This window comes from Synechococcus sp. CS-1326, assembly GCF_025128115.1.
GTDB lineage: Bacteria > Cyanobacteriota > Cyanobacteriia > PCC-6307 > Cyanobiaceae > Regnicoccus.
In genome coordinates this window covers 1-26,435 of sequence record NZ_JAHLYV010000021.1, presented here as the reverse complement: position 1 = coordinate 26,435, position 26,435 = coordinate 1, and the positions used below count along the sequence as shown (strand labels likewise).

Sequence of the window (26,435 nt, the reverse complement as noted above, 5' to 3'; positions counted from 1 at the left end):
ATCAGGCCAGCATGGAACGTGCTCCCGCCAGGCCGCCCGCCGGTCTGCCTGCTCACCCTGCCGATGGCCCTTCATTCCTCCCTGTTCAACGACTTCGAACGCCTGATCAACGCCCCTGTGTATGCCCGGCCCGGCGCCACCAGGGGCATCCCGAAGGACGCCCTGCCTGCCGACGGCATGGACCCGAAAGTGGCCTCCAGCCTGATCAGCGATGAACTGCTGCTCGATGGCAACGCCCGCCAGAACCTGGCCACCTTCGTGACCACGTTCATGGAACCCGAGGCGACGGCGCTCTTCGCCCAGTCGGCGGACAAGAACATGATCGACAAGGATGAGTATCCGCAGACCGCGGCGATCGAGGGCCGCTGCGTGAGGATTCTCTCCTCGCTGTGGAATTCTCCCGATCACGAGAACGCCACCGGCACCTCCACCACCGGCTCCAGCGAGGCGGTGATGCTCGGCGGTCTGGCCTTGAAGTGGAAGTGGCGGCAACGCCGCGCGGCGGCCGCTCTGCCCACCGACCGGCCGAACCTGGTGATGGGCAGCAATGTTCAGGTGGTCTGGGAGAAGTTCTGCCGCTACTGGGATGTGGAGCCCCGCTACGCCCCCATCGAGGCCGGCCGGTTGCAGCTCAACGCCGAAGAGGCACTCAAGCTGGTGGATCAGAACAGCATCGGCGTGGTGGCCATCCTCGGCTCCACTTTCGACGGCTCCTACGAACCGGTGAAGGAGATCTCCGAGGCCCTCGATCAGCTGCAGGCCTCAGGAGGGCCGGATGTGCCGATCCATGTGGACGCGGCCTCGGGCGGCTTCATCGCCCCGTTCCTCGACCCCCAGCTGGAGTGGGACTTCCGGGTGCCGAGGGTGCGATCGATCAATGCCTCCGGCCACAAGTACGGCCTGGTGTATCCCGGGGTGGGCTGGGTGATCTGGCGCACCCCCGCCGACCTGCCGGACGACCTGGTCTTCCACGTCAACTACCTCGGCGGAGACATGCCGACCTTCGCGCTCAACTTCTCCCGGCCCGGTGCCCAGGTGATCGCCCAGTACTACAACTTCATCCGGCTGGGGTTCGAGGGCTACCGAGCGATCCAGCAGGCCTGCCGGGACACGGCGATGTTCCTGGCTGAGCAGATCGCCCGGATCGGCCCGTTTCAGTTGCTCTCCGATGGATCGGAGCTGCCGGTGTTCTTCTTCCGGCTCAAACCGGAGGTGGTCCGCTACACCGTGTTCGATCTGTCGGCCAAGCTGCGGGAGCGGGGCTGGCAGGTGCCCGCTTACTCCCTGCCCGACCATCTCACGGATGTCTCAGGGTTGCGTGTGGTCGTGCGCAACGGCTTCGGCCGGGATCTGGCCGAGCTGTTCCTGCAGGACCTGATCGGTGCCACCACCTTTCTGGAAAGTCTGGCGGCGAAGCTACCCCACGATCCTGGCCACACGGAGAACTTCCGGCACTGAGCAGGCTCAGAGCCTCGGCGCGCCGGGTGCGTCGAGCAGCGCGTCATCGGGCCAGGCACCCAGCCCCCTGAAGCGGCTGGCCAGGAAGCCGAGCAGGCTCATCTGACCGCCAAGATCCTGCTCCACGGCCCATTCGGCCTCCTGGATCTGCGTCTCGTCGAGGGCCAGGCCATCCAGCAACCGGCGGTAGGCCACCTTCTCCTGCGGGTTGATGCTCGAACCGTCGCCGGCCCGGCGGCTGATCCGGATCACCTGGTAGGCCAGCTTCGCCGCCAGCTGCCGCTCGTCCCCGGAGCCGAGCCGGGTGATCAGGCTGTCGAGCACGTCGAGCCCGGGGGCCTGCTCGGCGAGGGCCTGATCGGCTCCCAGCTGCAAGAGGAGTTCCTGTTCCTGCTCCGAGAGCTCCCCGTCCGACCAGGCGACACAGCAGAGAATCCGCAGCAGGTCGCGGTTCACTGTGGCCTCTCCGGCTTCCGTCATGACCAAGTCGATCCGCTTCCCGACCACTCCAGCACGGCTCCCAGCCGATCCAGGCGGTCGAGCCCCGCCTCAGGGCCGCTCAGGACCGCTGGAAGCGGCGGCGCTCCCAGGCCGTGAGCCGTTGCTCGCTGTCGTAGCCAAGGCTCAGCTGATCAAAGCATCCCTCACTGAGCCGGCAGCCCACCTGCAGCTGGAAGGCACCGGCCGGCAACAGTTCCGGCAGGGAGCAGAGAAGTCCGTCGTCGAAACCGGCGACGGGGTTGCCGTTGCGGAACGCGGCGGTACGGAAGGGTTCGCACGCCTGCGGCTCTGGATCCTCGGCGGGCCACTGCCCCGGCAGGAGGCGCTCGATCTGGCCCGGCCAGCCCTCCAGCTCCGCCAGGTGCTGCCGAGCATCACCGCGCGGCGGCCGCTCGGGATCGACCACTGCCGCCAGGCTGCAGCGGAACGGCACCACCCCCAGCGTCTGGAGACGCCAGAGCGAGCCGCAGGGTTCGTAGAGCAGCACCAGCATCGAGCGGGCCCGCCCAGCGAAGAAGTTCAGCTCGTGGCCGAAGCGCGGCTTTCCGGCATCCACCGCCAGGCTCGATTGGCCGGCCACGCCGCGGAACTGCCAGCACTGCCCCGCCTGGTTGTAGCTGGCGCGGCTGAGCGGCAGGCGGCGGCGTCCCTGCGGCGCGAAGCGCAGACCGCTGCCATCCCACAGGCCGGTGTCGGGATCGGAGAAGCTGATCGCATAACAGGTGCCGGGAATCTCAACGGCAGCACGCTCCAGATCCAGCCGCCCGTCCGTGTTGCGCTCGTACCAGCGGCTGGTGCCACACCAATGGCCCTCGAAATTGAGGCGATTGAGCTGCCACTGGCGATCGTGACCGGTGCTGGCCATCAGCTTGCCGCCATCCGGCGACGCAGATAAGCGATCGCCAACAACGTTGCCTCCCGCACCAGCCGCTCCCGCAGGACCGGCCCATGGCCGAGCGAAAGCCAGAGCAGGTTGCCGATCGTCTTCACCAGCACATAGGCGATCAGGCCGGCCTCATCGGCCGTGAACTCTCCACCTTCCGCCGTGCTGCGCACCAGGAGTGCCCTCGCCCATTCAGCCACCAGGCGGGCATCGGCCTCCTCCTCGATCGCCACCAGATCCGGGGTGGCGCTCTGCACGTCGAGGAAGATCGCGGCGTAGCCGGGATGCTCGTCGAAGAACCGCGCCGTGCGGGCCACCAGCGCCTCGATGTAGGCGTCCAGCTCCAGGCAGGCGCCCTCCTCCCGCTCGAAACGGCTGAGGTCGTCGTGCAGCTGCTCCCCGTAGCCCTGGGCAAGGCTGCGCAGGATCGCCCCCTTGTCGGGGAAGAACTGATACAGCGAACCGATCGGCACCCCAGCCTGCGCCGCGATGGCGTTGGTGGTGGTGGCGCCGACCCCCTCGGCCACGAACAGCGTTTCGGCCGCAGCCAGGATTCGCCGCAGCCGCTCCTGGCTGCGGGCCTGGCGGGGCTGGCGCCGCAGGCCGGAGCCAGGATCCAGGAGCGGGGCAGATCCGCCGGCAAGGCTCACGGGAGAAGGGGGCGGGAGACCGGTGGACACCGGCGGACAGGGCGGAAGACCCAGGACAACCAGGTAATCCGAGCAATCCTCGCATCCCCCTTGACAAAGCTGAGGGATGCTCATACTTTACAAAGGTGAGCAATCCTCGCGTTCTCTGGCCGACGCCGGCCGCCCCATTTCTCGTCACCTGCTGCGATGGCCTTTCTCCCCAACGCCGGGGTCCGCTCCGCCCGGCCTGCCGCTCCCGAGCCCTCCCCCTTCCGTGTGCTCGGCACCTTCCTGGCCATGACCGGTGGCGACGATGACCTCGAGCTGGTCGGGGCCCTCACCGACGCCCTGCTGGCCACCCCGTCCTATGCACTGGCCGCCGAGCACCTGGGTCACGATCCCGCCTGCGCGGCCCTGATCCGCGAGCGCTACATCCCCGGGCCCCAGAACCTGGAGGCCCTGGCTGCCCTGCCGAGCAACACGCTCGGCCACGCCTATGCCGCTGAGCTTGCCCGCCTCGGCTATGACCCCAACCTGCACGCCGGCATGGTGCCGAACAGCGACGCCGAGTATGTCGAGCTGCGGCTGAGTCAGACCCACGACCTGTGGCACCTGATCACCGGCTTCGACAGCTCGACGCACGGTGAGATCGGTCTGCAGGCCTTCCACCTCAGCCAGTTCCCATATCCCCTGGCAAGCCTGCTCACAGCCCAGGCACTGCTCTCCACCACCCTGTTCGAAGCTGAGCAGCTGGCTGATCTGGTCGAAGCGATTCGCACCGGTCTGGAGATGGGCCGTCAGGCTCAGCCCCTGTTCGCCCAGCGCTGGGAGGAAGGCTGGCAGAAGCCGCTCAGCGACTGGCGGAACGAACTGAATCTTCCATCGGGCCCACCGCCGGGAACCGCCAGTTGAAGCATCCCCAGCCGTGAAACTCGGTGGAGAAACTCAGCTGTTGAGCGAGCCCTCGGCCGCCACCCGCACCAGGATCGGGGCCGCCTGCCGGGCAGCACCGGCATCCGGCTCCTGCTCCACCGGCTCGCTGGTCAGACCGGCCACGATGCCGCCATCAAAGGAGAAACGACCGGGGCCGATCAACAGCAGGGCGAGGCTGCCGCCCAGGTAGAGGGCCACGAGCTCCAGCACATAGATATTCAGACCGGCGGTGAGGATGTGCTGGTAGGCCGCGACGGTCATGGTGCCGGTGATCGCCAGGGCGCCGACCGGTGTGAACAGACCCAGGATCAGCAGCCAGCTGCCGATCAGCTCGGAGAACCCGGCTGCATAGGCGAAGAAGAGGGGGAAGGGCAGGTGCAGGGAGGCCACGTAGGTGTTGGCGAACTGCTGGGGATCCGCCAGCTTTTCCTGGCCGTGATGAATCATCAGCACGCCGATCGCCAGGCGCAGCACCAGCAGACCGGTGTTCACAGCCCAGCCCTGTTTGAGCACGTAGCGGGAGATCAGGCGGCGAACCGCAGCACTGCCGACAGCCGGCTCCGCCCTGAGAACAGCTCTGGAGCCGGCTTGGCCTGGCCGGGGCGAGGGGCGATTGAGAACGACGAACCAGAGAGCCATGCCAGCGGCCATGAAGCCGGTGAACAGTTCCAGGAGCAGAAGCGTTGACAAGGGAGGGACTGAGAAGCAACCCACCGAGTCTGGCAAGCGATGTAACGAAGCGTGAAGCAGGCCAGGCGAAGGCTCAGGCCGGGCAACGGCTCAGCCCAGAACCCAGAGCAGAGCCAGGCGCAACTGACCGACGATCCCCTCACCGGTGAGCAGCTCCCCGACGATCGCCGCCAGGAATCCCAGCATGGCCACCCGCCCGTTCAGCAGCTCCACACCGGCCAAGGCCGCGCCATTCCAGGGCAGATCACCCGTCATGCTGGCGCCGAACCGCTCAACCGGTTCGTACTGGAACTTGCCCTCAGCACTGGTGTCGTCGATCATCGGGTTGTCATGGGAGGTGTGATCGACGGTCATCGGGTTGTCGTGCAGGGAGCAGGAAGGGGAACGGTGCAGCCGTGGGCGACACCGGGATCAACACCGTGGGCGACACCCCGGCCTCCCCGATCGCTCAGCCTAGGAAACCAGGGCTGCACTCCCTTTGCCTTGCCCTTGATCTGACCGTTGGTAAGGTCTGGCCATGCAGCCGCCGCTCTCCCGACGCCGCTTCCTGGGCCTCACAGCCGGGGCGATCGGGACAGGCGCGATCGGAACAGGTGTGCTGGGGACAGGCGCGCTGGGGAGGGCGGCCTTCGGATCCGGATCCGGTTTCACCCTGCCACCCCGCGCCGACCTGCGGCTGGTGCTGATCTCCGACCTCAACGCCAGCTACGGATCCACCAGCTACATCCCAGAGGTGGGCCGGGCCGTGGCCCTGATCCCCTCGCTGCAGGCCGATCTGGTGCTCTGCGCCGGTGACATGGTGGCCGGCCAGAAAACCAGCCTCAGCAACGCCCAGCTCACCGCTATGTGGGAGTCGTTCGGACGGCTCATCCTTGCGCCACTGCGCCGGGCCGGCCTTCCCTTCGCGCCGGCGATGGGCAACCACGACGCCTCGGCCAGCCGCTCAGGCGGCCTCTACATATTCGAGCGCGAGCGGCAGGAGGCAGCGCGCTTCTGGCGACGGCGCCAGAGCAGCCTGGGGCTCGATTTTCTCGATGCCAGCGGCTTTCCATTCTTCTATTCGGTCCTGCAGGACGGCCTGTTCCTGCTGGTCTGGGACGCCTCCTCGGCGCTGGTGCCGGCCGAGCAGGTGCGCTGGGCCGAGCGCAGCCTCGCCTCGCCAGCCGCCCGCTCGGCCCGAAGGCGCCTGGTGCTCGGCCACCTGCCGCTCCAGGCCGTGGCCCGGGGCCGCGACGATGGCGGCAACGTGCTCAACGGCGCCGATGCCCTGCGCCAGCTGATGGAACGCCACGACGTTTCGGCCTACATCAGCGGCCACCAGCACGCCTACTTCCCAGCCAGGCTGGGGCGGCTTGATCTCTTCCAGCTCGGCGCCGCCGGCAGCGGGCCGCGGGCGCTGTTGCAGGGGGGAGCCGCCCCGTTTCAGACCCTCACCGTGCTCGACCTCGCCTGGAGCAGCGGCCGCACGGTCGACACCACGATCAACCTGCGCACGATGCGGCCGGTGGAGAGGAGCCGCCTACCGGAGCGGCTCATCAACCGCCAGGGCCGGGTCCTGCAGCGCCGGCCCGGCTGATCGCACCGGGGCGCGGGCCAGGCCCACATCGACGCCGATGTGCTGGTTCGGGCGGCCGGTGATCAGCAGGGCACTGCGCTGGCGGGTGGCGATCTGCCACAGCCAGCGGGTGAGCAGGGTGATGCGGTTCTCGGTGGCGGGGATGAAGGCCAGGTGGGCCAGCCCCCAGAGCAGCCAGCCGAGCAGACCGGTGACCCGCACGCCCCGCAGGTCGGCCACCGCATACAGAGGTCCGATCACCGCCATGCTGCCGAGGTCGAGCCAGCGGAAGGGTGGGCTGGCCTCGCCTTCGAGGCCGAGCAGGATGTCCCTCGCCACCCACGCCCCCATCTGCACCGCCGGCCCGGCCATCCCCGGCAGCGGTGCCCCATCGGCGGTGTGGCTGTAGCAGCAGAGATCGCCCACCACCCGCACTTCCGGGTGGCCGGGCACCGAGAAATCGGCTTCCACCAGCACCCGGCCGGATCGATCAACATCGCAGCCGCTGCGCTCCGCCAGCAGCTTGCCCAGCCGTGAAGCCCGCACCCCGGCTGTCCAGCAGATCGTGGCGGCCTCCAGAAAGCGGGGCTCCTGATCTCCCTTCAGCAGCACCTTGCCCGGCTCGATCGCCTCCACCAAGGTGCCCAGCCGCAGCTCCACCCCGTTTCGCTCCAGGTACCCCGCCGCCGCCTCCCCCAGTTCGGCATGCATGGTCGGCAGCACCCGCTCCACCGCATCGACCAGCACCACCCGGCAACCCTCCACCCGCAGTTGCTTGAAATCCCGGCGGATGGCGCTGTGCATCAACTCGATCAGGGAGCCGGCCAGCTCGCAGCCGGCCGGTCCGGCCCCCACCACCACCACGGTCTGCAGGAAGCGGCGACGCTGCGGATCGGTGCTCTGCTCGGCCTCCTCCAGGGACATCAGCAGCCGGCGGCGGATCTCCTGGGCGTGCTCGAGGATCTTCATCGGCGGCGCCAGCGGCCGCCATTCCTCGTGGCCGAAGTAGGCGCTGCCGGAGCCGCAGGCGAGCACCAGCTGGTCGTAGCTGTAGTGGTGACCGTTGAACAGCAGCTCGCGTCGCTCCAGATCGAGTCGACGACCTCCCCCAGCAACACCTGCACATTCGGCGCCTGGCCGACCATCTGCCGCAGTGGCGAGGCCACATCGGCCGCCGAGACCAGCCCCGATGCCACCTGATACAGCAGAGGCTGGAACAGATTGAAGTTGCGTTTGTCGATCAGGGTGACCCGCACCGGCCGGTTGGCCAGGGCCTGGCAGACCCGCACCCCGGCGAAGCCGCCACCCACCACCACCACATGGGGCCAGTGGGGCTCGGCGGCGGCGGGGGGCTCGAGTTCGAGAAAAAACCGTTCAGGCGCCATCGCCCACCTCCCCCACCAACCCGTCGTCGGGTCGTCCTAAGCCGCAGCGGGCGGAGCGGTTGTGCCCGTTGCAGCACTCACCGGCGCTGGATCGGCCAGAAACAGGGGCTGGTGGGCCGTCCCGCGGCCAAAGGCCAGCCAGCGGAAATCACCGAGGGCCAGCGGATCCACCAGCCGCAGCAGCGCCTCACGGCGGCTGAGCAGATCAGCCAGATCGGCCGCGCCCTGGTGCTGCAGCCCATGCAGGCGCTCCGCCAAGCCGAGGGCCAGCAGGGCTTCCCCCTGGCGACGCTGGCCGAGGAAGCTCCAGCCACCGGCGGCGGCGGCGGCCAGCAGGCTGTCGATGCAGAGGTGGGCCGTGAGGTCCCAGCTTCCCGGTTCGGCAAGGGGATCGGCGCTGGCCCGCTGGCCCCGGTAGGCCATCAGGGTGCCATTGGCACGCTGGGGCGCGTAGTAGCGCCAGGCCTCCAGGGCGTAGTCGATCACCAGCAGGCGCCCCCGCCCGAGCGCCTGGCCGCAGGCCGCCAGCCAGGGGGCCAGGCCCGGATGCAGCTCCGTGCACCAGCCGGCCGGCCGCTGCTCCCCGGCCGGTTCCAGTCCGAGCGGCTGCAGCGCCGCAACTGCCGCCGGCTCCAGGGGCTCGCCCGGCTCCAGCCGCAACATCCCCCGATGCAGAGCCACGCACTGGCGGTGCCAGGCGTCACCGACCCGGATGATCCGCTCCACCGCCAGGGCATCGAGCACCTCATGGGCCAGCACCACGCCCAGCAGGGGCCGGGCCGCCAGCTGATCGAAGCCGCTCCAGCGGATCGGCAGGGGACAAGCCTGCAGTCGCTGGCGCTGGCGCCTCACCATGCCGGCGTTGGGTTCCACCAGCACCAGTTCGATGCGGGCCGCCAGCGCCGGCCAGCCGGTGGCCAGGGCTGTGGCCAGCTGGAGGGCCAGATCGCCCTCACCGGGGCCAGCCTCCACCAGGGAGAGGGTTGCCGCCGGATCAGCCGAGGCCAGCTCCTGCAGCCACTCGGCGATCTGGGGGGCAAGCAGGGCGGCGAAGTCGCTGCCCAGCGACGGCGCCGTGACGAAATCAGCCTGGGTGCCGATCCGCAGCCGCCCCGCCCCATAGGCGCCGTGCTCAGGGTCATGCAGCGCCCACTCCATGAACAGGGCGAAGGGCACGCGGCCGCCTGCCGCCGTGAGGCGCTGTTGCAACCAGCCTGGAACGGACACGGTGGGCGCCCTGGGTCGGGGAGAATGCAGGGTCACTGAAGCAGCCGCATGGGTCAAGCCGCCGGATCCCCGCACCGCCACCGCGGCGCCATCGGCAGCCTGCTCGGCCTGGTGGCCGGCCTGCTGCTGCTGGTCACGCCGCTGGGCTCCCCGGCCTGGGCTGCCGACAACCCCTCGCTGCTCCCCGATCACCTCACGCCCGTGATCGACCTGGCCCGGGCCCTCACCGACGGCCAGCGAAGCAGCCTGGAAACCCAGCTGGATGCCTTCGAAGCCAGCAGCGGCTGGAAGTTGCGGGTTCTCACCCAGTACGAGCGCACGCCGGGACTGGCGGTGAAGCAGTTCTGGGGGCTCGATGAGCGCAGCCTCGTGCTGGTGGCTGATCCCCGCGGCGGCAACCTGCTCAACTTCAACGTGGGCGATGCCCTGTTCGCCCTGATGCCGCGCACCTTCTGGGTGGAGCTGCAGACCCGCTACGGCAACCAGTACTACGTGCGCGACCACGGCGAGGACGGGGCGATCGTCGATGCCCTCACGGCCGTGGAAAGCTGTCTGGAGCGGGGTGGCTGCCAGGTGGTGCCTGGCCTGCCCCAGGAACAGTGGCTGCTCACCTTCTGCACTTCGGTGCTGGGCGGCCTGATCGTGGGTTTTGCCGCCTACCCGCGCAAGGAGGGAGACCGGGTGGCCTGGAGCTGGGTGCTGCTGCTCTCACCCCTCTGGGGAATGCTGTTCCTGGTGTTCGGGCTCGGGCCGGTGGTCACCCGCACCTCGGACCTGCTGCCGGTGCTGCGCAACAGCCTGGGGTTCGGGGCCTGTGCGGTGCTGGCCTACCTGGTGGCCCAGCGAACGGTGGGCAAGCCGCCCCTGGCCGGCGACGGTCAGGGCTGAGCTGGCCTGGGGCGAGGGCGCCGGTCAGGGGGTGGCGAGGCTGGCCTCCTGAAGGGCACAGGCCAGGGAACCGGGCTCGCAGCTCTCGGAGCGGGGTTTGGGAGCGCTGGCGATTTCAGCGCGGCGGCTGTTCAGGCCAGCCCGCAGGCTGGCCAGGTTGGCCTCATAAAAACGCTTGAGCTCGGCGAAACGCTTCACCGGCTGGCCATAGAAGCTGCGGCCGGCCAGGGTGGGGAAGGAGGCCCACTCGGGCGCCAGCCGGGCGGCCAGTTCCGGTGTCATCTCGCCGCGATCGGCCAGGTGAAGGGCGCCCCGATGGCGAATCAGGAAGATCGCCGCCTGGTCCTGCACATCCGGGCCGAACCCCTGAAGACCCAGCCTGTTGCTGGCGATCGCCCAGGTGGGAGGCATGAACTGGTAGGCCCCGGCGGCGGCACTGGCATAGCCCGTGGTGCGCATCACCCGGTTGGGATGGCGATCCAGGGAGGCCATCAGGGAGCCGCCGAACAGAATCCAGTAACCCTGATCGTGGCCGTTGGCCCAGGTGCCCTCAGCGAAACGGATCGTGTTGAGCAGGGCGCGTCGCTCCGGAGTGATCGCGAAGGAACGGGGTTGATCCACCGCTTCCTCGGGCGCCACCACGGCGACGGAGTTGGGTTCGAGGGAATCGTTGGGAGTGGTGTTGCGGCGGATGGTGTCCCAGACGGAAGCCTGGGCAGGCCCCATCAGGCCGAACAGCACTGCAGGGAGGAGCAGCTTGAGGGAATGGGAGAAAAAGGTGCGCAAACCGTTGCTGGTGGGGGAAGGGACGGGTCGAAGGGGCCACTGGGCCGGATCGGTGGGCCGAATCCCCGAGGATCAACCCCGCGGACCATGCCGTACAAAAAAGCCTGTTGGTGTCGCCTTGGCGACAAAAGAATCAGGGCTGGATGAATGAGGAATCGGATGAATGAAGCCTGATCTGGATGCCCGAGCCGAACAGAAACTCAGCGCGGGTAGGTGCAGGATGCTGCAAAGAAGATCGAGACCGACCCAACGAGGGCCGATGATCCGAGCCGAGAGAAATCGGGCTGAACAGAGGTCCTGTTGAGCAGGAATTCAGACTGATCAGCGAGCAGGGCAACAAACAATCCGCTCAAGGAGCAAGCTCAACGCGCAAGCTCAACAGACAGAGAGAGGAGGAATAAAAACTGGTGGGCTCGTCGGAGAGATGGATGGATACATCGCGGCGGGCTTGAATCAGCGGTAATTTCTCAAAAGATCCCCCCGTTCAACTTGTGATAAGTGACAGTCGCACAACCGTCCACTCATTATCAGAACTGGCACACCAGGATCACATCACTGCCAGTCACAAGGATTTCTGATGCTCAGCCCGGCATCATTGCCGATGATCAGAACTACTGATTGGTGTGATTAGATCTGTTGCCTATCACACCAGAAGGGCTGCGCCGCCGGGTGGCAGCGCCATTCAGCACGCCAGGGCCGCGACCTTCTCAATCGCCTCAGCCGCCCGTTCGGCCCCGCCCAGCTCCAGGGCCGCCCCGCTGGCCGGGAGCAGAGGAAGGTCGAGCTGCCAGTCGCCGGCAAGCAACTGGGCCTGGCTCAGCAACCGGTGCGGGCCGCAGCGCCGCAGCTCCCGTTCCATCACGGCCGCCTCGGCAAAACCCTGGCGCTCCACCAGATGGATGCCCAGCCCATGGCTGAGCGCCTCGCAGAAACTGCTGTAGCCGGCCTTGCTGATCATCCGCCCGCACAGGGGCATCAGCTCCAGGGGGCGCACCCCGGGGGGCAGCAGGCGCACGTTGGGGGCAGTGGCGCTACCGGGGTCGGAGCTGAGGAAGCACCAGTGAGGCCAGCGATCGAACAGTCCTGGACTGAGCGGGAAGCCCATGCCGCCGAAACTCACCAGAACGCAGCGCTGCCGTTGCTCCGGCAGGGCGAGCTGCTCGCGCAGCAAGTCGGGATCCAGCCGGGGAGCCGCCGCTGTCAGCCCGACCCGGGTCTGCGGCAGGTCCCAGTCCATCGCCAGCGAGAAAGGGCAGCGAATCTGGTGGTCGCCCCGCCGGTAGAGGGAGCGGCAATGGTCCGCCCAGGCCAGAAAAGCGCCGCCCATCGGGGCGTAGATGTCGTCCCAGCCGAAGTTGCCCATCCAGACCAGGGGCAGCCCGGCCGCCCTGCTCCGCCAACCAGCTGGCCTCGGCGGCGATCTGATCCGGCAGTCGCCGCTCCAGCTCCGCCAGGGCCAGCAGGGTGGCGGGGGCGTCGATGCCGAGGGCATTGGCCTGGACGGCGCCCACATCCCAGCCGCAGCGGCGATGCTCGAAGGGCACGGCCCCGAAGGCGCCGGAGAGGAACTCGGCCGACAGGGAAGAGGAGATCACCAGCCGCCAGTGGGGCTGCCGCGCCGCCAGGGCCAGCAGCACCGAAGCCACCCGCGAGCCATGGCCATAGCCGTGGCCACTGACACAGGCGTAGATCAGCACGGCACGGCCTGGGCCTGCTCCACCAGCGTCTGCTCGTAGAGCAGGCGCCCCTGGGGGCTGTACCAACGGTGGCTGGCATGCACGAGCCGGTGACCATCCAGCTCCACCCAGGAGAAATGGCGCAGTTGCCGTCCCTGGGCATCCATGCCGTGGCGGGGCACACAGGCGGCATTGAGATAGGCGGTGCCGCGCCGATCCACCACGAAGCTGCGCCGCTCACCCCGGCCGCGCCGCAACTGGTGGTGCATGTGGCCGAACGCCACCAGCGGCAACGGCCGCTGCCGCTGGATGCGATCGATCGCCAGGGCCAGATCCATGTCCCCCCAGTCGCGGGCCGGCGACTTCCAGTCGCGGCCGCAGGGGTCATGGGCTTCGCTGCCCAGTCCGCTCGGACCGGAATGGGCCAGCAGCACCAGCGGCATCAGCGGATCCGCCCCGAGCGCCGCGGAAGCGATCCGCCCCGCCGACTCCTCCGAGCTGACCGGCCCCCACAGCGCCTTCACCCCCATCGAGAGGCGATAACCGCCACCGGCACTGGCCGGGCGCCCCCCCACCACGGCCAGACCGGGTGGACGAAGGTCACAGCGCCGCCAACCGCAATGGCGGTTGCCGAGCAGGTCGATCTGGCGCTGCAGCTTGCGGCCGCTGTCGTCCTTGCCGGTGTCATGGTTGCCGAGAATGCAGGCCAGGGGCTGCTCCACGTTGGCCAGGCTGGCGGCGATCCGCTCCTGGCCATCGCTCAGATCACCGACCACCAGAACCGCATCAGGAGCCAGGACGCGCAGCAGGGCCACGTCCTCCCGATCCCACTGCCCGTGCAGATCCCCGGCAATGGCAAGGCGAATCGGGGCCGTCACAAATCCCTAGGCTGGATGCATCCTGCCGCAATTGAGGCCCCGATTGGTTTTCGCGGCTCCACCAACCCTCCCGATTCCAGCGGCCCGTTCAGCGGACCCACCACCACGCCATCAGCTGGCAGCGGCGATCGAGACCCTGCGGCGCGAGCGTAACGCCGTGATCCTGGCGCACTACTACCAGAACGCTGACATCCAGGACATCGCTGATTTCATCGGCGATTCACTCGAACTCTCCCGCCGCGCCGCCAGCACCGACGCTGAGGTGATCGTGTTCTGCGGGGTTCACTTCATGGCGGAAACCGCCAAGATCCTCAACCCGGGCAAAACGGTGCTGCTGCCCGATCTCGATGCGGGCTGTTCCCTGGCCGATGCCTGCCCTGCCGAGGCTTTCGCCGCCTTCCGCGCCCAGCACCCTCACCACTACGTGGTGAGCTACATCAACTGTTCGGCGGCGGTGAAGGCGCAGAGCGACCTGATCTGCACCAGCAGCAACGCCGTGAGCCTGGTGCAGCAGCTGCCGGCCGATCGGCCGATCCTGTTCGCGCCGGATCAGAACCTGGGCCGCTGGGTGGCGCGCCAGAGCGGCCGTGAGCTCACCCTCTGGCCGGGCAGCTGCATCGTGCACGAAACCTTCAGCGAGCAGGCGCTGCTGAAGCTGCGGCTCGACCATCCCGGCGCCGAAGTGATCGCCCACCCGGAATGCCTGCCCAACATGCTGGATCTGGCCGACTTCATCGGTTCCACCAGCAAGCTGCTGCAGCGCGCCGAAACCAGCGACGCAACGGCTTTCATCGTGCTCACCGAGCCGGGCATCCTGCACCAGATGCGCCTGAAGCTGCCCCACAAAACCTTTTATGAGGTGCCCGGGCAGGACGGCTGCAGCTGCAATGCCTGTCCCTACATGCGGCTGAACACGCTCGAAAAGCTCTGGCAGTGCCTGGCCACCCTGGAGCCGGCGATCGAGCTCGATGAAGCGCTGCGCCTCCGGGCACTGCTGCCGATCCAGCGCATGCTGGAGATGAGCCGCTGAGCCAGGACCCTTGCTGCCGCCGGGCGCCCTGATCCAGCACACCCCCCAGGGGCTCTACTGCCCAGCCGCGGGCGCCTGGATCGATCCGTGGCGGCCGGTGCCGCGCGCCCTGCTCACCCACGCTCACTCCGATCACGCCCGGCCCGGCAGTGGCGAATACTGGGCGGTGGCCAGCAGCGAGGGGGTGCTGCGCCAGCGGCTGGGACAGGCGATCACGCTGCACGGCGTGGCCTATGGCCAGGAGCTGCGCCTCGGTGAGGCCACCGTGTCGTTTCACAGCGCCGGGCACGTGCTGGGTTCGGCCCAGGTGCGGATCAGCGCCGGTGGTGAAACCTGGCTGATCAGCGGCGATTACAAGCGCGATGCCGATCCCAGCTGCGTGCCGTTCGAGCCGGTGCACGCCGATGTGCTGATCACCGAGGCCACCTTCGGCCTGCCGGTGTACCGCTGGCGGCCGGGCCAGGAGGTGGCCGCCGAGATCGCCACCTGGTGGAAGGGTGCCCCGGAGCGCCCCTCGATTCTGTTCTGTTATGCCTTCGGCAAGGCGCAGCGCCTGCTGGCGGAGCTGCACCAGCTGGGCCTGAGCGAGGAGGTGCTGCTGCACGGCGCCGTGCAGACCCTGATGGCCCCCTACCGCGAGCAGGGCATCGCCATGCCGCCCACCCGGCCCGTGAGTGAGCTGCCCCGCAGCGAGCCGTTGGCGGGCCGGTTGGTGCTGGCGCCACCGTCGGCGCACCGCTCGGTGTGGATGAAGCGGTTCAAGGCACCCCAGACGGGCTTCGTGAGCGGCTGGATGGCAGTGCGCGGTGCCCGGCGGCGGCGCGGCTACGAGCGCGGCTTCGTGCTCAGCGACCATGCCGACTGGAACGGCCTGCTCAGCACCGTGCGCCAGAGCCAGGCCCGCCAGGTGTATGTGACCCACGGCCAGGACGACGTGCTGGCCCGCTACCTGCGCGAGGTGGAAGGCATCAGCGCCGAGCCGCTGGGCGGCTTCGCAGCGGAGCGGGCGGCAGACGGCGAGGAGCGGGAAGAGACGTAGAGGGTGGAGGCGTTGAGGGTGAAGGCTTTGAGGGTGAAGGCTTTGAGGGTGAAGGCTTTGAGGGTGGAGGCTTTGAGGGTGAAGGCTTTGAGGGTGGAGGCTTTGAGGGTGGAGGCGTTCTCACCGTTGCAGGTGTCAGTTCTCTGATGACGCTGCTCACGACGCAGCTCCATACCGGCTGCATGGGTGGATCGGACGGCAGGGATGGATTCCACACTCCAGGTTTCTTCATGCACCATGGCTGCCATGACTGCTTTCCGCATGGTGCTGATCTCCATGTTTCTTGCCCTTCTGGGCTATACGGCCGTGGTGAACAGCCAGCACGGGCCTGGGCGCCTTGGTGCCTTCATCGGAAACATGCAGCTGATGGATTGGTCCGGCCAGTTCAATCTGGATGTCTTGTTGATGCTGATGCTCTCGGCGCTCTTGATGATGTGGCGCCACCAGTTCAGTGGCCCGGGCGTGATGCTGGGTCTTGCTGCTCTGAGCAAAGGCCCGCTCTACCAGCAAGAGAACTATGGAATCGGGTTCTGCAGGATCGGTCTGCCGAAGCAATCTGACAACGCCAGCGTTACATTGGAGCTCAACGATGCAGCAGTGCCTCTAGGGTGAGGAGATAGCAAAACAAGCTCCCCCATGACCACTGGCAGCCTGGCGGTTACAAACAGCAGTGGTGGCACGTTGCGTTATTGGGTGGTTTCCGATGGTTACACCTCGGGACAGATCAAGAGTTCGGGAACGCTCAAGACAGGGGCAAACAAGATCCCTGTGCTGTCGGGCACGAACATGAGGATTTATCTTTCAAGCACTGATATCTTTGCAAGCCAGAACAAGGCCGGTGGCGGCGAGCCTAATGGTCTCTCGATTAAGGATGCTTTCAGCTTCTACGAATACACCTGGGATGGCACCAGCGGCTCCAAAAGCTTCAGTGCTGACATGAGCTACATCAACGACTGGGCCTATCCGATTCAGTCGAAGGTCAATGGGGTCACCTATGGCTTCGTGAATGCTACGGGGGTTGCCCATGCCATGGCCGCCCTGCCGCCGGAGAACTTCGTGCCGAAGAGTGCCGCAAACAAAAAGGCCGTGGGCAACGTTTCCGACCTCTACGACGCGGCCAACAGGCGTTTCATCGGGCCGCTCTCGATCTGGGTCTGGCAGGCCAGTGAGTCGTTCTGGACGCAGAAAGCAGCACCTGTCACTCTGCCCAAGGGCATGGCGGCTGGATGGGCCAAGTTCGGCGCCGATGTGCCGTGGGGGCCGATGCCCTGGGGCGGCAAGGCCCCCCGCCAGGAAATCGGCCTGGAACCTTCCAGCAACGCCAGCGAGCTGGCTGCTGGGGGCATTCCCAGGCTGCCGGTCCTTGCGGCTGGTGTTCCGCGGCCAAACGGCTACCCCTCACCCACGTTCGGATTTGACTTCACAAACAATCTCAATTGGAAAACGATGAACGGAGGGGCTGGATCAACTGTGGATCCTTCCGGCGATTCGCTCTTTTATGGCTCCAATTTCAACGTGTGGAACTTCGGCTATGCCTATGGCGCGCCGGATGCTCCCCCACTCAACTATGCGCCTGATGATCCCGCCAATCCCAATGCTTACACGTCCGTCCTGCGTGACCAGGCCAGGCTTGAAGGTGGGATGCATCCCTACGTCAACGGCAACAAGGCATTCGTTGGCTTCTACACCTTCCCCAAGGACGACTACAACGCGAACTACATGGGAAAGATCGAGCAGATCAGCCTCACCGTCGGCAGGCTGGCCTCCGCCTCCACCGGCAGCTCCGCCAACGATGCAGTGGTGGGCACCAGCGGCAACGATGTGATTTCTGGCGGCTATGGAGCGGATCTGCTCGCCGGGGGGGCAACGCCGCCCAGTGGCCAGCAGGATCCAAGCCGTGACGTCATCACGCGTCAACTCCAGGGGCGATCCAGGCAGGCTCTGCCTGGCAGTGATGGCCAGGATGTCTTTGTCTACGTGCGGGCCGACAGCAGCCTCACTACCGAGGAACAGCGCGATGTGATCACCGATTTCGATCCCACCGATCGCATCGATCTCGCGGCCATTGACGCCAACACGCTCCGAAGTGGACAGCAGGAGTTCAGCTGGATCGGGCGGCGGCAGTTCAGCGGAACGGCAGGCCAGTTGAGGATTGATGCCTCCCCTGTGATGCACGCCTTGTTGCAGGGCGATGTCGATGGCAACGGCAAGCCTGACTTCGAGGTGAAGCTCCTGGGTGTCGATCTGTTCACACGCTCCAATCTCCTGCTCTGAAGGAATCCACTCACCGGGGGTTGCTGCCAGAGCGGGCGGTGGCGGGAGGGGGTTCGGGCGCGCCTGGCTGCCGGCGGCAATCTTTACGTATCCGGCTCCTTTCTCAAGCCGCCGGTCTCTGTTCACACCGTCGTGCCCCTGATCGCTACAAACGGGGCTGGGGCCGATGCCGTGCCCACCCTTTCCCGTCCTGTGCACGCCTTCTGTCACCTTTTTGAGTGCCTGGACCAGAGCACGGGCACCAAGGCGCGCGTGGCGGCGCTGGCGGCCTACTTCCGCGAGGCACCGGCGGCCGATGCGGCCTGGGCCCTGCAGCTGCTGCTCGGCAAGCGGCGCCGGCGGCTGCTCACCGGGCTGCGCTTGCGGGAGATCTGTCAGGGAGCAGCGGCCCTGCCGGACTGGCTGTTCGAGGCCTGCCACGCCCAGGTAGGGGATTCGGCGGAAACAATCGCCTTGCTGTTGCCCCAGCTGGAGCTGCAGGCCGCTGAACCACTGGAGCTGCCGCTGTCGGTGTGGATGGCGGAGCGGCTGCCGGCGCTGGCGGCGCTGGCGAACGAGGAGCAGGCGCAGGCGGTGCTGCAGATCTGGGCATCGCTGCCGCCACAGCAGGTGTTCGTGTTCAACAAACTGCTCAGCGGCGGCTTCCGGGTGGGCGTGTCCACCGGCCTCGTCACCCGCGCCCTGGCCGTGGTGAGCCAGCTAGAGGAGGCGGAGCTGGCCCATCGGCTGATGGGCGGTTTCGAGCCCAGTGCCGCCGCCTTCACTGCCCTGCTCAGCCCCGCCGCCAGTGGGGAAGCCGCACCGATCAGCCGGCCCTATCCCTTTTTTCTGGCTGCTCCGCTGGAGCCGGAGCGTCTGCAGGCGGACGATCCCGCCCAGTGGCGCGCCGAATGGAAATGGGACGGCATCCGCGGCCAGTTGATCCGCCGCGCCGGCAGCACCTTTCTCTGGAGCCGCGGCGAAGACCTGGTGAACGAGAGCTTCCCGGAGCTGGTGGCACTGGGCGATGCCCTGCCCGATGGCACCGTGCTTGATGGCGAGGTGATCGTGTGGCTGGCGGAGGCGGACCGCCCGCTCGGCTTTGCGGCCCTGCAACGGCGCCTGGGGCGGCGCAGCGTCAGCCGCCGTCTGCGGCAAGACTGCCCCGCCGCCTTCGTGGCCTACGACCTGCTGGAAGAGGGCGGCTGCGATCTGCGTCAACAGCCCCTGGCGGCGCGGCTGCAGGCCCTGGGCCAGCTCAGCGCGGCGGTGGGGACAACCGTCGGGGAGGAACTGAAGGGGCGCCTGCGCCTCTCGTACGAGCTGCCGTTCCAGAGCTGGGAGGCGCTGGAGTCGCTGCGCAGCCAGGCGCGTCAGGCCGGCGCCGAGGGCTTGATGCTCAAACGGCTGGATTCGCCCTATCTGGCGGGCCGCAAGCGGGGCCACTGGTGGAAGCACAAGCTCGCGCCGATGGAGCTCGATGCGGTGCTGCTCTACGCCCAGGCGGGCAGCGGCCGCCGCGCCAACCTGTTCACCGATTACACCTTCGGGCTGTGGACCACAGCAACGCCGGAAGCGGCAGGTGCAGAGGCCAGCCCGCGCCAGCTGGTGACCTTCGCCAAGGCCTATTCCGGTCTGGATGATGCCGAGATCACGGCGCTCGATCGCTGGATCCGCCGCCACACCACGGAACGCTTCGGGCCGGTGCGGGCGGTGGAGCCACTGCAGGTGTTCACGCTCGGCTTCGAAGGCCTCCAGCGCTCCGGCCGGCACCGCAGCGGTGTGGCCGTGCGCTTTCCGCGCATCCTGCGCTGGCGCCAGGACAAACCCGCCGCCGAGGCCGACACCCTGGCGGCCGCCGAAGCCTTGCTCGATGACAGCTGACGGCTACCTGCTGGCGGCCCTGCCTCTCGCCTCAGCGGTACACCGAGCGCCCATCGCCGGGCAGCAGGGTGAGCAGGGCGGGATCGATCAGACGGCCCACGGTGAGTTCGGGCGGGTCGGGGGGCTCGCCACTGGCAGCGGCGGCGGCCAGGTCCCACTGCTCCAATGACAGCACGAGGCCGCCGGCGCCGGTGTAGTCGGCGTAGCGGCAGCCGCTCTGGCGCCGGTTCATCACCCGCGCGCTGGAGCTGATCGAAGCCTGGCCCTGCTCCTTGAGCGCATAGGTGACACCATCGAGCTGCAGGCGCGCTGGGAAGCGGCCCGCGCCGGAACCGGCAAACGACGCCGGTGCCAGCTCCGAGCTGCTGACACTCTCCAGCCAGCTCACCTCCAGCCAGTCGTCTTCACACACACTCAACCAGCGGCCGTCGTTGCCGTCGCGCAGCAGATACTCCAGCCACTCGAAACCTGCATCGCTGTACAGCAGCCGGTCTTCCACCACCCAGTCGCGCCCTTCGAACTGCACGATGTCGCCGGTGCAGAGGCTGAACAGGGTGCGGTCCTGGGGCAAGGCAGCCGGGCGACGGCGCCAGCGCCACAGCTGCAGCACCACAACGGCTGCCACCAGCAGCCCCAGCAGGAAGATCCACACCGTCATCGGCTCGATCGCAAGGCAGGCCACTGCTGCGGGTAGCGGGGAGCCTATCGGCACCACCATGGCGGCCAGGAGCAGGGCCACCATTGCTCAGCTCACGGCCCTCTGTTGCCAGCGTGCTGGAGCGGCACCCCCCGGTATCAGGAAAGATGTCACCCCTCTCATACGTACGCCCGGGGGCTTGAGGAGATGACCAATGCGCGGATACAGCGAGGCCGTCTAGCCGAAGACTTCTGCGAAGCAGTGGGCTGATGTGAGAAGGCGGATGAGCCCTCCACACCGGCAAAGCGTGGCCCGGATTTCAGAAGAGCTGGGCATTCAGGTGATCACCCTCTACACATGGAGGAAGATCTGGCGGTTGCAGGCAGAGGTGGTGCCGGCATCTGAGAAGTAACCAGGAGGCTGGAGCGCTGCCGACAAGTTCACTCTGGTGCTTGAGACGGCTGGGTTCAACGCCACTGAGCTCAGCGCCTGCTGCCGGGAGCGCGGGCTCCTCTCCGACCAGGTGAGCCGCTGGCGGCAGGCAGCCCAGGATGCCAATGCCAAGCCGGTGCTGTCGATGGCCGAGCAGAAGGAGCTCGAGAAGCGTCGCGGCCAGGATCAGTGCGAGATCAAAGTGGGGTAGATGGCATCTGAAGCGTCCAGAGCCTGGCCTTGCGAAGCGCGTGATCCTGATCGGCGTGCCGTTGTTTCAGTCGGTCGCCGCGATTGCGCTCAGCCTGGTTCTCCTGTTGCGACGGCTTCAAGCCGCTGCGCCAGACGTTCCAAGAGGGCGCGGCGTGCCTGCTCCTGCCGGCCTGCTTCGGTGATCAGCAGAGCGGTCACTCGCAATCCATCGGCCGTCATGGCGTCCACGCCCAGAAGCGTGGGCGGCTTCAGCAAAAGTGACTGCCAGGTGGGGTCGGCTGCGAAGGCAGCCAGCTCGGCGGTGATGACGGCCAGCGCCCTTGCCAGATTCGTATCCCTTGACAACAGCAACGACACTTCCGCGCCCGAGCGCAGCTTGGTGTGGTTCACGCTCTGCTCACAGCCGCTGTTCGGCACCACCACCACCCGTTGGTCTTGGCAGCGCAGCTCGGTACTCAGCACCCCCACATCGATCACCTCGCCGCGGCGCCCGCCGATCTCCACGGTGTCGCCGATGGCGTACCGGTCGTCGAACAGCAGCACCAACCCGGCCACGAAATCCCGCAGCAATCCCTGGAACACCAGAGCCAGGGCACCGAGCACAGCACCACTGGCGAGAAGGGCATTGCTGGAAAGATCGCGCAGCACGGGAATGCCCATCACTGTCCACAGGCCAAACAACAGCAGGCAGGCCAAATCGACCAGGCGTCTGAGCACCCGCAGCAGGCTGCGGTAGCGCTGGTCGCGGCGCGCCTGGAAGGCCAGCGGCACGAATACGTTGCTGGCCCACTGACTCAGCAGCAACCCCACCAGCGCCCGCAGCAGTGCGGCCACCACCACCATCGCCAGGGCTTTGAACAGCACCACCAACGGCTGGAACAGCACATCGATCGCCGGTGCCACCTGGCCGGGAGTGGCCAGCAGCACCACGGCACCGATGGCCACGCCCAGCACCAGCACCGAGGCAAGCAGCAGCCGGCTGAGACTCTGCGCCAGGTGGAAGCGGGCAGCGACGAAGTGACCGGCTCCCTCGACGCATTGGCGGTGCTGCCGCGGCAGCTGGCGTTGCAGCCGGCGCCAAAGCCAGACAGCCAGCACCAGGAGCGCCGCGAGCACAACGACAACCCGCGCTGCATCCCACAGTCGCTCTGAGATCTGCTGTGCTCCATAGATCTCTCGAGCACGGCGGAGCCGTCGTTGCAGCCGGCCGCGCCAGCGCTGCGCCAACGCCGCCTCGCTCGTGCCGTTCAGCTGAGCATCGGCCGCGGTCACGGTGAGCAGTGGGAAGGGCGTGGCACGTCCGGGAACCACAGCGGCCAGCTGGTTCAGCCCACCGGCCTGCCGCTGCGTCACAACAACCTGCAAGGCCTCTGGTGCGCCTTGCAGCCCCAGATGATCGGGGTCGCACACCGCCTCTACCGCGCCCACACCAGAGCGCTCGAGTAGGAGCTCGCCGATTCGCTCTCCTGGCGTGCATGGTTGCGTTGGCCGGTAGAGGAGATCAAGGTTCCCCTCGATCACCCGGGCCCGCTCGGCCGCGTCGGGTCCGGCCTCAGGGCCCGCCACGCGCAACGACGCCACGTTGATCACCGGCACGCCGAGGATGCGCACCTGTGAGAGGCGAAAACTGCCCGCCATGGGCTGGCTGTCCTCAGGCGCTGGTGGGCCGGGAGATTCCGCTGAAAGTCCTGGCTGAACAATCACCAGCAACAGCGCTGCCAGGGCAGTGGCCACAAGACGGAGGGGGCGAATGCTCCAAGCCTGTGGTGCCGGACCGGAGACACCACTTCTTGAAGTCGTCCTTCCATTAGCAGTAGCTGTGGCGCGGCTGATTGTGGGGGGCTCCACGCTGGCTGATCCAGAGGTGACCAGTGTGGCAATCAAGGCGCGGGAGACCCAGCGTCAAGATCGGGGTGTGATGGCCTTTGTCAGGAACGGTCAGCCAGGCCCGTTTAACCGAGAGCATGCCGCAGCCAGGTGGTGGATCGGCACGGCGCAGTGCGCCAAGAGCAGGACTATCGCCAAGCCCAGCAGAGCCGAGGCAGCGACGGAAGCCGCTCTGCCTGACTGCTCAGACCGAAGCGAGAGAAGGCTCCCCAGACGGACCAGGGGTTGGCTGAACCGATCTGCAAAGGTCGGCGCCACCAGTGCCAGTGCGAAGCAGCCCAGAAGCAGCAGGGCCGCCGTTCGGCCCAGAACGTTGGCGCGGAAGGTCCAGCCGCCATCGCGCAACCCCAACAGATCGGCGATGAGCAGGAACACCCAGATCAGTGCCACGCCCGTCCACATCACCGATCACGGCCTGCAGGCAGTGCGGCAGCGCCTGCCAATGCAGAAAGGAGAGCATCAAGCAAGTCACCGGGAGGCCAAGCGTGTGGTGCTGCTGGGGGACTATTGGCACCGGGGGGTGCCCCATGGCTGGCACCTGACTGCATCCAACGGCGCCACCCACTTCCCAGCCGACCAGACCAGAGCGGCCGTGACAACCGAACGGTCAAGAAGTTCCAGAGTCAACGGGATAGGAGCACCACCAGGAGATAGCGGGCCGTGAGCTCAACCGAGGCTGCTTGGGTGTGTGCAGCCCTGCCGACTGAATGGTTCCTACCAACCAGTGGTTTGCAGTCCCGCAGACATGAAAAGCGGCAAGGGCTGGGCTGCAGAGTTGCTGCAATAGCGAGGCATTACGTGGTCCATTCGGGCTCAGATCGTGTTCAGAGAAAAAGATGTGGTGATCGAAGGTGATTCGCCAAACAATTCGGAAACAAGTTGGATGCGTGCCCCAAGCACTGGATAACAGAACGCAGCAGTTGTCCAGAAACTAGTAGTTAGCCTTCAGGTAATTGACCCTCGCTTCGTTGACATTCCTAAACACGACCTGGGCGCCAGCGAGATGATCATGTCGCAGCTGAGAACGAAAATCTCAAAAGCGGTGGACAACATCAGGCCACCTGCAGATCATCTCTACGAAGTCATGAGTCGCCTTAGCAGGAGCATCAGGCCGAGCAGGACTACGGCCATGGACTGCAGCAGCGGTACGCCGATCATTACCACGCTTTGCGCCAACCCAGGCTCAGGCACCTTGTTGGGAAGTGGTGCATGAAGACCCAGAAGGACCGTACCCCCCAGCGAAAGAACCAGTGTGACGATGAAAAGGACTCTGGCGTCATTGCTGCGCTCATTCACCCATCCAGCCATCAAGCCAAGCAGCAGATAGGGGGCAACAACCAAGGCCAGAAATGGAAGATCGCCACCTTGAAAGCCGGACGTACGAGCACAAACGATGATCAGGCTCGTGATGGCGGCAAACGCGCAGACCATTCTGGTGGCCTGGTCAACCATGACACCCCTTCTCCCCATCATTGCTTCCTGGGCATCAACCGCAGTGGCATCGCCAACGACTCCAGCTGCCGCAGACGTTGCTGCTGACTTGCCTTCACGCAGGTACGCAGGCTCTCCTGAGCCCGCCAGCATTGGTCCATGGTTTCCACCCAGCGGCGCTGATCCTCCATAAGGGCCTCGCGCTCTGGCTGCTTGAGCGAGGCATCGTCCCGCAGGCGGCGATAAGCCTGGCGCAGCTGTACGTCGATGGCCGTCAGTTCGGCATCCCGACAGATCAATACTGTGGCAGCACTGCCGGCGCGCTGACAGCGGATCGTCTCCCCATCGAAGGACTCCGGCGGTGGAGGGATCGCCTGGGCGCCGAGAGTGCTTAAGACCCCTGCCAAAAACAGCGGAAGAACTGGCAACGGCCACCTGCTCATGGTCCAGAAGGATTCATGCGGCGGCGTCATTGCCAGCGAGCGTGGCGGGGACATCACTTTGGCACCAAACAAGAAGCAAGGATAAACAGTGTCATGGTCAACAATTATACAATCGTGATGGTGATAGCCCAAGGCAAGCACTTTATCTTGCCGCGTCATCGATGAAGTGAGGGATTGAAGACCACCTATGACCGGGGCTGCATTGGCCATGCTATATCTATTTTAATGCTAGTTACATAGCATTAAACCAATCGAAAGAAGCATCCAAAATGAAAGCAGGCAAGCACATCGTTACCGCCGCTACCGCTCTAGCCGCATTCGGGCTGTATTTGCCGCTCGCCTCCCATGCCATTGATCCTGCCTATGCCAAGAAGCTTGATCGGTCTGGCTGTACCCAAGTCACCGAATTAAAAGGCTGCGATATCAACAAGACCAAAGCCGAAAACGCCAAAGCCGGATTCGGTACCGCTGCCACTGCCACATCGCCCTACGCCGGCCAGTGGATTGCAAAGAACATCGACGGGCGAACCGTTTCCGCAATTCGCATCGACAACAAAAATAAGGTAATGGTAGACGGCAAGTCTGTTTCAAGCAAACTCAGTGACGGTGCCTTGGTGTTCAAGACCGGCTTCATCACATACACGATTCAAGGCGACCCGCGCCTCACGAATGAGAATAGCTGGTTCGATTCTGATTCACAGACCACTGGCCCGATCCGTCGCAAATAATCTCAGGGTCAATTCAGAGGATTAGCAGGGACTGGGCTACTGGTGATGCCACGTCATCACCAGTAGCCAGTTGATCTTTGGGCCACCGCCTGAAAGACTGCTTGGATCAAGCGAAAGCTTCTGATTCGTAGCAGCTTAATGGCGACGGCCCAATTCTTAGCGAAAACATCAATACCGTGTCGCTGCGGTAACTTTCGTGGAAGGTGATCAAACAGGAGTCTATTGCAGACGTAGCGACTTCCTGCACATGTTGAAGCCCCCCTCGCTTCAAACTCTATGTTGGATCAAGGTAGAATCCTGTGACAAATAATCATTCGACCAAGAAAACCGGACGAAGCTGGGAGAGACAGCTGCTATCGGGCTCCTTATTTGGGTTGGTAAGAAAGTTGACGGCGATTTGAGTCGAACAGGCTGCGGCAGGCAGATTGGCCCGCACAATGAGCGCTCCATGGCCAACGCCTTGGAAGGTGTACAAATAAGCAGTTTTCAGATTCTTGGCAACGGCTTCCCCATAGGGCTGGGGCGTAACCGGATCAAATGCGCCATTGAAGATAAGTGTGGGAATCTCAGAATTTTGTTGGACAAACGGTGGTTTCAGCTCGATCTGGAGAAGATGACAGGCTTTCATCACAGCTTGGCTTTCACGGATGCCAATTGGCAGCAGTTGTGGATAGGGAGCTGGAAGTACCTGGTCTGGCGTGACTTGCAGCGATTTGGTACGCGCACAGAGGACAGAGTGGTACATCTCTTTCGCATTGTCATTTTCCAAAGCCTCTGACAGTTTCTTGGCAATCCAAGTAAAATCTCCTTGGCTTGCCGCCTGAATTTGCGTATGCGTTCAGGGGTCGTACCAAGCCTGATCTGAACGGCGAGCCTTGACAGGTCGCCGCCATCCGGTTGGATCTCAAGCAGAGATCGCTTGAGATGAACTCCGCTCCCACTGGCATCGCCGACAGCGACTGGGACGCG

General features: G+C 65.9%; 27 protein-coding genes and 1 pseudogene. 13 read left to right on the top strand and 15 right to left on the bottom strand.

Going from position 1 to position 26,435, the window contains the following annotated elements; translation table 11 throughout:
- Positions 1-18: 18 nt before the first annotated feature.
- Entirely contained in the window at positions 19-1,458 is a 1,440-nt protein-coding gene (locus KQ307_RS07095; protein ID WP_259727460.1) for a glutamate decarboxylase, read from the top strand.
- A 6-nt stretch (positions 1,459-1,464) separates the two neighbouring features.
- Here KQ307_RS07095 and KQ307_RS07090 read toward each other — a convergent pair whose 3' ends face one another.
- From KQ307_RS07090 to KQ307_RS07080, 3 genes are all read right to left on the bottom strand, one after another.
- Entirely contained in the window at positions 1,465-1,938 is a 474-nt protein-coding gene (locus KQ307_RS07090) for a hypothetical protein (protein ID WP_259727459.1), read from the bottom strand.
- A gap of 79 nt (positions 1,939-2,017) precedes the next feature.
- Positions 2,018-2,824, bottom strand: a complete 807-nt coding sequence (locus tag KQ307_RS07085; protein ID WP_259727458.1) for a hypothetical protein — start codon at positions 2,822-2,824, stop codon at positions 2,018-2,020.
- Positions 2,824-3,522 (bottom strand): TetR/AcrR family transcriptional regulator, encoded by a 699-nt coding sequence (locus KQ307_RS07080; RefSeq protein ID WP_259727457.1) that lies wholly within the window; start codon positions 3,520-3,522, stop codon positions 2,824-2,826. Before KQ307_RS07080 ends, KQ307_RS07085 begins: the two co-directional genes overlap by 1 nt.
- A 156-nt stretch (positions 3,523-3,678) precedes the next feature.
- Between KQ307_RS07080 and KQ307_RS07075 the strand changes: the two genes are divergently transcribed.
- Positions 3,679-4,383: a Coq4 family protein gene (locus KQ307_RS07075; protein ID WP_259727456.1), complete on the top strand. Its 705-nt coding sequence runs from the start codon at positions 3,679-3,681 to the stop codon at positions 4,381-4,383.
- 33 nt (positions 4,384-4,416) lie between these two features.
- Here KQ307_RS07075 and KQ307_RS07070 read toward each other — a convergent pair whose 3' ends face one another.
- Positions 4,417-5,094 carry a DoxX family protein gene (locus tag KQ307_RS07070; protein ID WP_259727455.1) on the bottom strand — a complete coding sequence of 226 codons (678 nt, stop codon included), beginning with the start codon at positions 5,092-5,094 and terminating at the stop codon, positions 4,417-4,419.
- 90 nt (positions 5,095-5,184) lie between these two features.
- Complete coding sequence (locus KQ307_RS07065) at positions 5,185-5,415, bottom strand: chlorophyll a/b-binding protein (RefSeq protein ID WP_259727639.1); 231 nt, start codon at positions 5,413-5,415, stop codon at positions 5,185-5,187.
- 196 nt (positions 5,416-5,611) lie between these two features.
- Here KQ307_RS07065 and KQ307_RS07060 point away from each other — a divergent pair, with 196 nt between their 5' ends.
- Positions 5,612-6,670 carry a metallophosphoesterase gene (locus KQ307_RS07060; RefSeq protein WP_259727454.1) on the top strand — a complete coding sequence of 353 codons (1,059 nt, stop codon included), beginning with the start codon at positions 5,612-5,614 and terminating at the stop codon, positions 6,668-6,670.
- On the opposite strand, the pseudogene KQ307_RS07055 reads toward KQ307_RS07060, so the two are convergent.
- Positions 6,614-8,034, bottom strand: a pseudogene (locus KQ307_RS07055) (NAD(P)/FAD-dependent oxidoreductase). The gene KQ307_RS07060 and the pseudogene KQ307_RS07055 overlap by 57 nt on opposite strands.
- A 36-nt stretch (positions 8,035-8,070) precedes the next feature.
- Positions 8,071-9,261 carry a class I SAM-dependent methyltransferase gene (locus KQ307_RS07050; RefSeq protein ID WP_259727453.1) on the bottom strand — a complete coding sequence of 397 codons (1,191 nt, stop codon included), beginning with the start codon at positions 9,259-9,261 and terminating at the stop codon, positions 8,071-8,073.
- Between the two features lie 48 nt (positions 9,262-9,309).
- On the opposite strand from KQ307_RS07050, the gene KQ307_RS07045 reads away from it, so the two are divergent.
- Entirely contained in the window at positions 9,310-10,149 is an 840-nt protein-coding gene (locus KQ307_RS07045; RefSeq protein ID WP_259727452.1) for a TPM domain-containing protein, read from the top strand.
- A 24-nt stretch (positions 10,150-10,173) separates the two neighbouring features.
- Here the strand turns inward: KQ307_RS07045 and KQ307_RS07040 are convergent, their stop codons facing one another.
- Entirely contained in the window at positions 10,174-10,935 is a 762-nt protein-coding gene (locus tag KQ307_RS07040) for a glycoside hydrolase family 104 protein (protein ID WP_259727451.1), read from the bottom strand.
- A 682-nt stretch (positions 10,936-11,617) separates the two neighbouring features.
- The gene (locus tag KQ307_RS07035) at positions 11,618-12,298 is read right to left on the bottom strand and encodes a hypothetical protein (RefSeq protein WP_311133724.1); all 681 of its coding nucleotides are present in this window, start codon (positions 12,296-12,298) and stop codon (positions 11,618-11,620) included.
- Between KQ307_RS07035 and KQ307_RS14790 the strand changes: the two genes are divergently transcribed.
- Positions 12,273-12,671 (top strand): hypothetical protein, encoded by a 399-nt coding sequence (locus KQ307_RS14790; RefSeq protein WP_311133725.1) that lies wholly within the window; start codon positions 12,273-12,275, stop codon positions 12,669-12,671. The genes KQ307_RS07035 and KQ307_RS14790 overlap by 26 nt on opposite strands.
- Here KQ307_RS14790 and KQ307_RS07030 read toward each other — a convergent pair.
- On the bottom strand, positions 12,626-13,489 hold the full coding sequence (locus KQ307_RS07030; RefSeq protein WP_259727450.1) for a TIGR04168 family protein: 864 nt from the start codon (positions 13,487-13,489) through the stop codon (positions 12,626-12,628). The two genes, KQ307_RS14790 and KQ307_RS07030, sit on opposite strands and share 46 nt — an antisense overlap.
- A gap of 43 nt (positions 13,490-13,532) precedes the next feature.
- Here KQ307_RS07030 and nadA point away from each other — a divergent pair, with 43 nt between their 5' ends.
- The 6 genes from nadA (at position 13,533) to KQ307_RS07000 (ending at position 19,695) form a co-directional block, all read left to right on the top strand.
- Positions 13,533-14,519: a quinolinate synthase NadA gene (gene nadA / locus KQ307_RS07025; RefSeq protein ID WP_399241570.1), complete on the top strand. Its 987-nt coding sequence runs from the start codon at positions 13,533-13,535 to the stop codon at positions 14,517-14,519.
- Between the two features lie 28 nt (positions 14,520-14,547).
- On the top strand, positions 14,548-15,558 hold the full coding sequence (locus KQ307_RS07020; protein ID WP_259727637.1) for a ligase-associated DNA damage response exonuclease: 1,011 nt from the start codon (positions 14,548-14,550) through the stop codon (positions 15,556-15,558).
- A gap of 3 nt (positions 15,559-15,561) precedes the next feature.
- A complete protein-coding gene (locus KQ307_RS07015; protein WP_259727449.1) occupies positions 15,562-15,705 on the top strand; it encodes a hypothetical protein in 144 nt (47 codons plus the stop codon).
- 114 nt (positions 15,706-15,819) lie between these two features.
- Positions 15,820-16,170, top strand: coding sequence for a hypothetical protein (locus tag KQ307_RS07010; RefSeq protein ID WP_259727448.1), 351 nt, complete (start codon positions 15,820-15,822; stop codon positions 16,168-16,170).
- 174 nt (positions 16,171-16,344) lie between these two features.
- A complete protein-coding gene (locus KQ307_RS07005) occupies positions 16,345-17,832 on the top strand; it encodes a M10 family metallopeptidase C-terminal domain-containing protein (protein WP_259727447.1) in 1,488 nt (495 codons plus the stop codon).
- A 192-nt stretch (positions 17,833-18,024) separates the two neighbouring features.
- Positions 18,025-19,695 (top strand): ATP-dependent DNA ligase, encoded by a 1,671-nt coding sequence (locus tag KQ307_RS07000; protein ID WP_259727636.1) that lies wholly within the window; start codon positions 18,025-18,027, stop codon positions 19,693-19,695.
- 31 nt (positions 19,696-19,726) lie between these two features.
- On the opposite strand, the gene KQ307_RS06995 is transcribed toward KQ307_RS07000, so the two are convergent.
- Positions 19,727-20,434: a DUF4178 domain-containing protein gene (locus KQ307_RS06995; RefSeq protein ID WP_259727446.1), complete on the bottom strand. Its 708-nt coding sequence runs from the start codon at positions 20,432-20,434 to the stop codon at positions 19,727-19,729.
- Positions 20,435-20,780: 346 nt separating this feature from the next.
- On the opposite strand from KQ307_RS06995, the gene KQ307_RS06990 reads away from it, so the two are divergent.
- On the top strand, positions 20,781-20,975 hold the full coding sequence (locus KQ307_RS06990) for a hypothetical protein (protein WP_259727445.1): 195 nt from the start codon (positions 20,781-20,783) through the stop codon (positions 20,973-20,975).
- Between the two features lie 89 nt (positions 20,976-21,064).
- Here the strand turns inward: KQ307_RS06990 and KQ307_RS06985 are convergent, their stop codons facing one another.
- The 3 genes from KQ307_RS06985 to KQ307_RS06975 all read right to left on the bottom strand — a co-directional run bounded on the left by KQ307_RS06985 (position 21,065) and on the right by KQ307_RS06975 (position 24,948).
- Entirely contained in the window at positions 21,065-22,615 is a 1,551-nt protein-coding gene (locus tag KQ307_RS06985; RefSeq protein ID WP_259727444.1) for a mechanosensitive ion channel family protein, read from the bottom strand.
- 1,323 nt (positions 22,616-23,938) lie between these two features.
- A complete protein-coding gene (locus KQ307_RS06980; RefSeq protein ID WP_259727443.1) occupies positions 23,939-24,316 on the bottom strand; it encodes a hypothetical protein in 378 nt (125 codons plus the stop codon).
- A gap of 17 nt (positions 24,317-24,333) precedes the next feature.
- A complete protein-coding gene (locus tag KQ307_RS06975) occupies positions 24,334-24,948 on the bottom strand; it encodes a lysozyme inhibitor LprI family protein (RefSeq protein ID WP_259727442.1) in 615 nt (204 codons plus the stop codon).
- 59 nt (positions 24,949-25,007) lie between these two features.
- Between KQ307_RS06975 and KQ307_RS06970 the strand changes: the two genes are divergently transcribed.
- Positions 25,008-25,466, top strand: coding sequence for a hypothetical protein (locus KQ307_RS06970; RefSeq protein ID WP_259727441.1), 459 nt, complete (start codon positions 25,008-25,010; stop codon positions 25,464-25,466).
- A 310-nt stretch (positions 25,467-25,776) separates the two neighbouring features.
- Here the strand turns inward: KQ307_RS06970 and KQ307_RS06965 are convergent, their stop codons facing one another.
- Positions 25,777-26,235 (bottom strand): alpha/beta hydrolase, encoded by a 459-nt coding sequence (locus tag KQ307_RS06965; RefSeq protein ID WP_259727440.1) that lies wholly within the window; start codon positions 26,233-26,235, stop codon positions 25,777-25,779.
- Between the last annotated feature and the right edge of the window lie 200 nt (positions 26,236-26,435).

Coding starts and splice junctions, on each gene's coding strand:
- KQ307_RS14790 (WP_311133725.1), top strand. CDS start 12,273: ATGTCGTCCCAGCCGAAGTTGCCCATCCAGACCAGGGGCAGCCCGGCC.
- KQ307_RS06980 (WP_259727443.1), bottom strand. CDS start 24,316: ATGGTTGACCAGGCCACCAGAATGGTCTGCGCGTTTGCCGCCATCACG.
- KQ307_RS07010 (WP_259727448.1), top strand. CDS start 15,820: ATGGTGCTGATCTCCATGTTTCTTGCCCTTCTGGGCTATACGGCCGTG.
- KQ307_RS07090 (WP_259727459.1), bottom strand. CDS start 1,938: ATGACGGAAGCCGGAGAGGCCACAGTGAACCGCGACCTGCTGCGGATT.
- KQ307_RS07085 (WP_259727458.1), bottom strand. CDS start 2,824: ATGGCCAGCACCGGTCACGATCGCCAGTGGCAGCTCAATCGCCTCAAT.
- KQ307_RS06975 (WP_259727442.1), bottom strand. CDS start 24,948: ATGGCCAATGCAGCCCCGGTCATAGGTGGTCTTCAATCCCTCACTTCA.
- KQ307_RS07060 (WP_259727454.1), top strand. CDS start 5,612: ATGCAGCCGCCGCTCTCCCGACGCCGCTTCCTGGGCCTCACAGCCGGG.
- KQ307_RS07075 (WP_259727456.1), top strand. CDS start 3,679: ATGGCCTTTCTCCCCAACGCCGGGGTCCGCTCCGCCCGGCCTGCCGCT.
- KQ307_RS07065 (WP_259727639.1), bottom strand. CDS start 5,415: ATGATCGACGACACCAGTGCTGAGGGCAAGTTCCAGTACGAACCGGTT.
- KQ307_RS07035 (WP_311133724.1), bottom strand. CDS start 12,298: ATGGGCAACTTCGGCTGGGACGACATCTACGCCCCGATGGGCGGCGCT.
- KQ307_RS07045 (WP_259727452.1), top strand. CDS start 9,310: ATGGGTCAAGCCGCCGGATCCCCGCACCGCCACCGCGGCGCCATCGGC.
- KQ307_RS06985 (WP_259727444.1), bottom strand. CDS start 22,615: ATGGCGGGCAGTTTTCGCCTCTCACAGGTGCGCATCCTCGGCGTGCCG.
- KQ307_RS06970 (WP_259727441.1), top strand. CDS start 25,008: ATGAAAGCAGGCAAGCACATCGTTACCGCCGCTACCGCTCTAGCCGCA.
- KQ307_RS07005 (WP_259727447.1), top strand. CDS start 16,345: ATGAGGATTTATCTTTCAAGCACTGATATCTTTGCAAGCCAGAACAAG.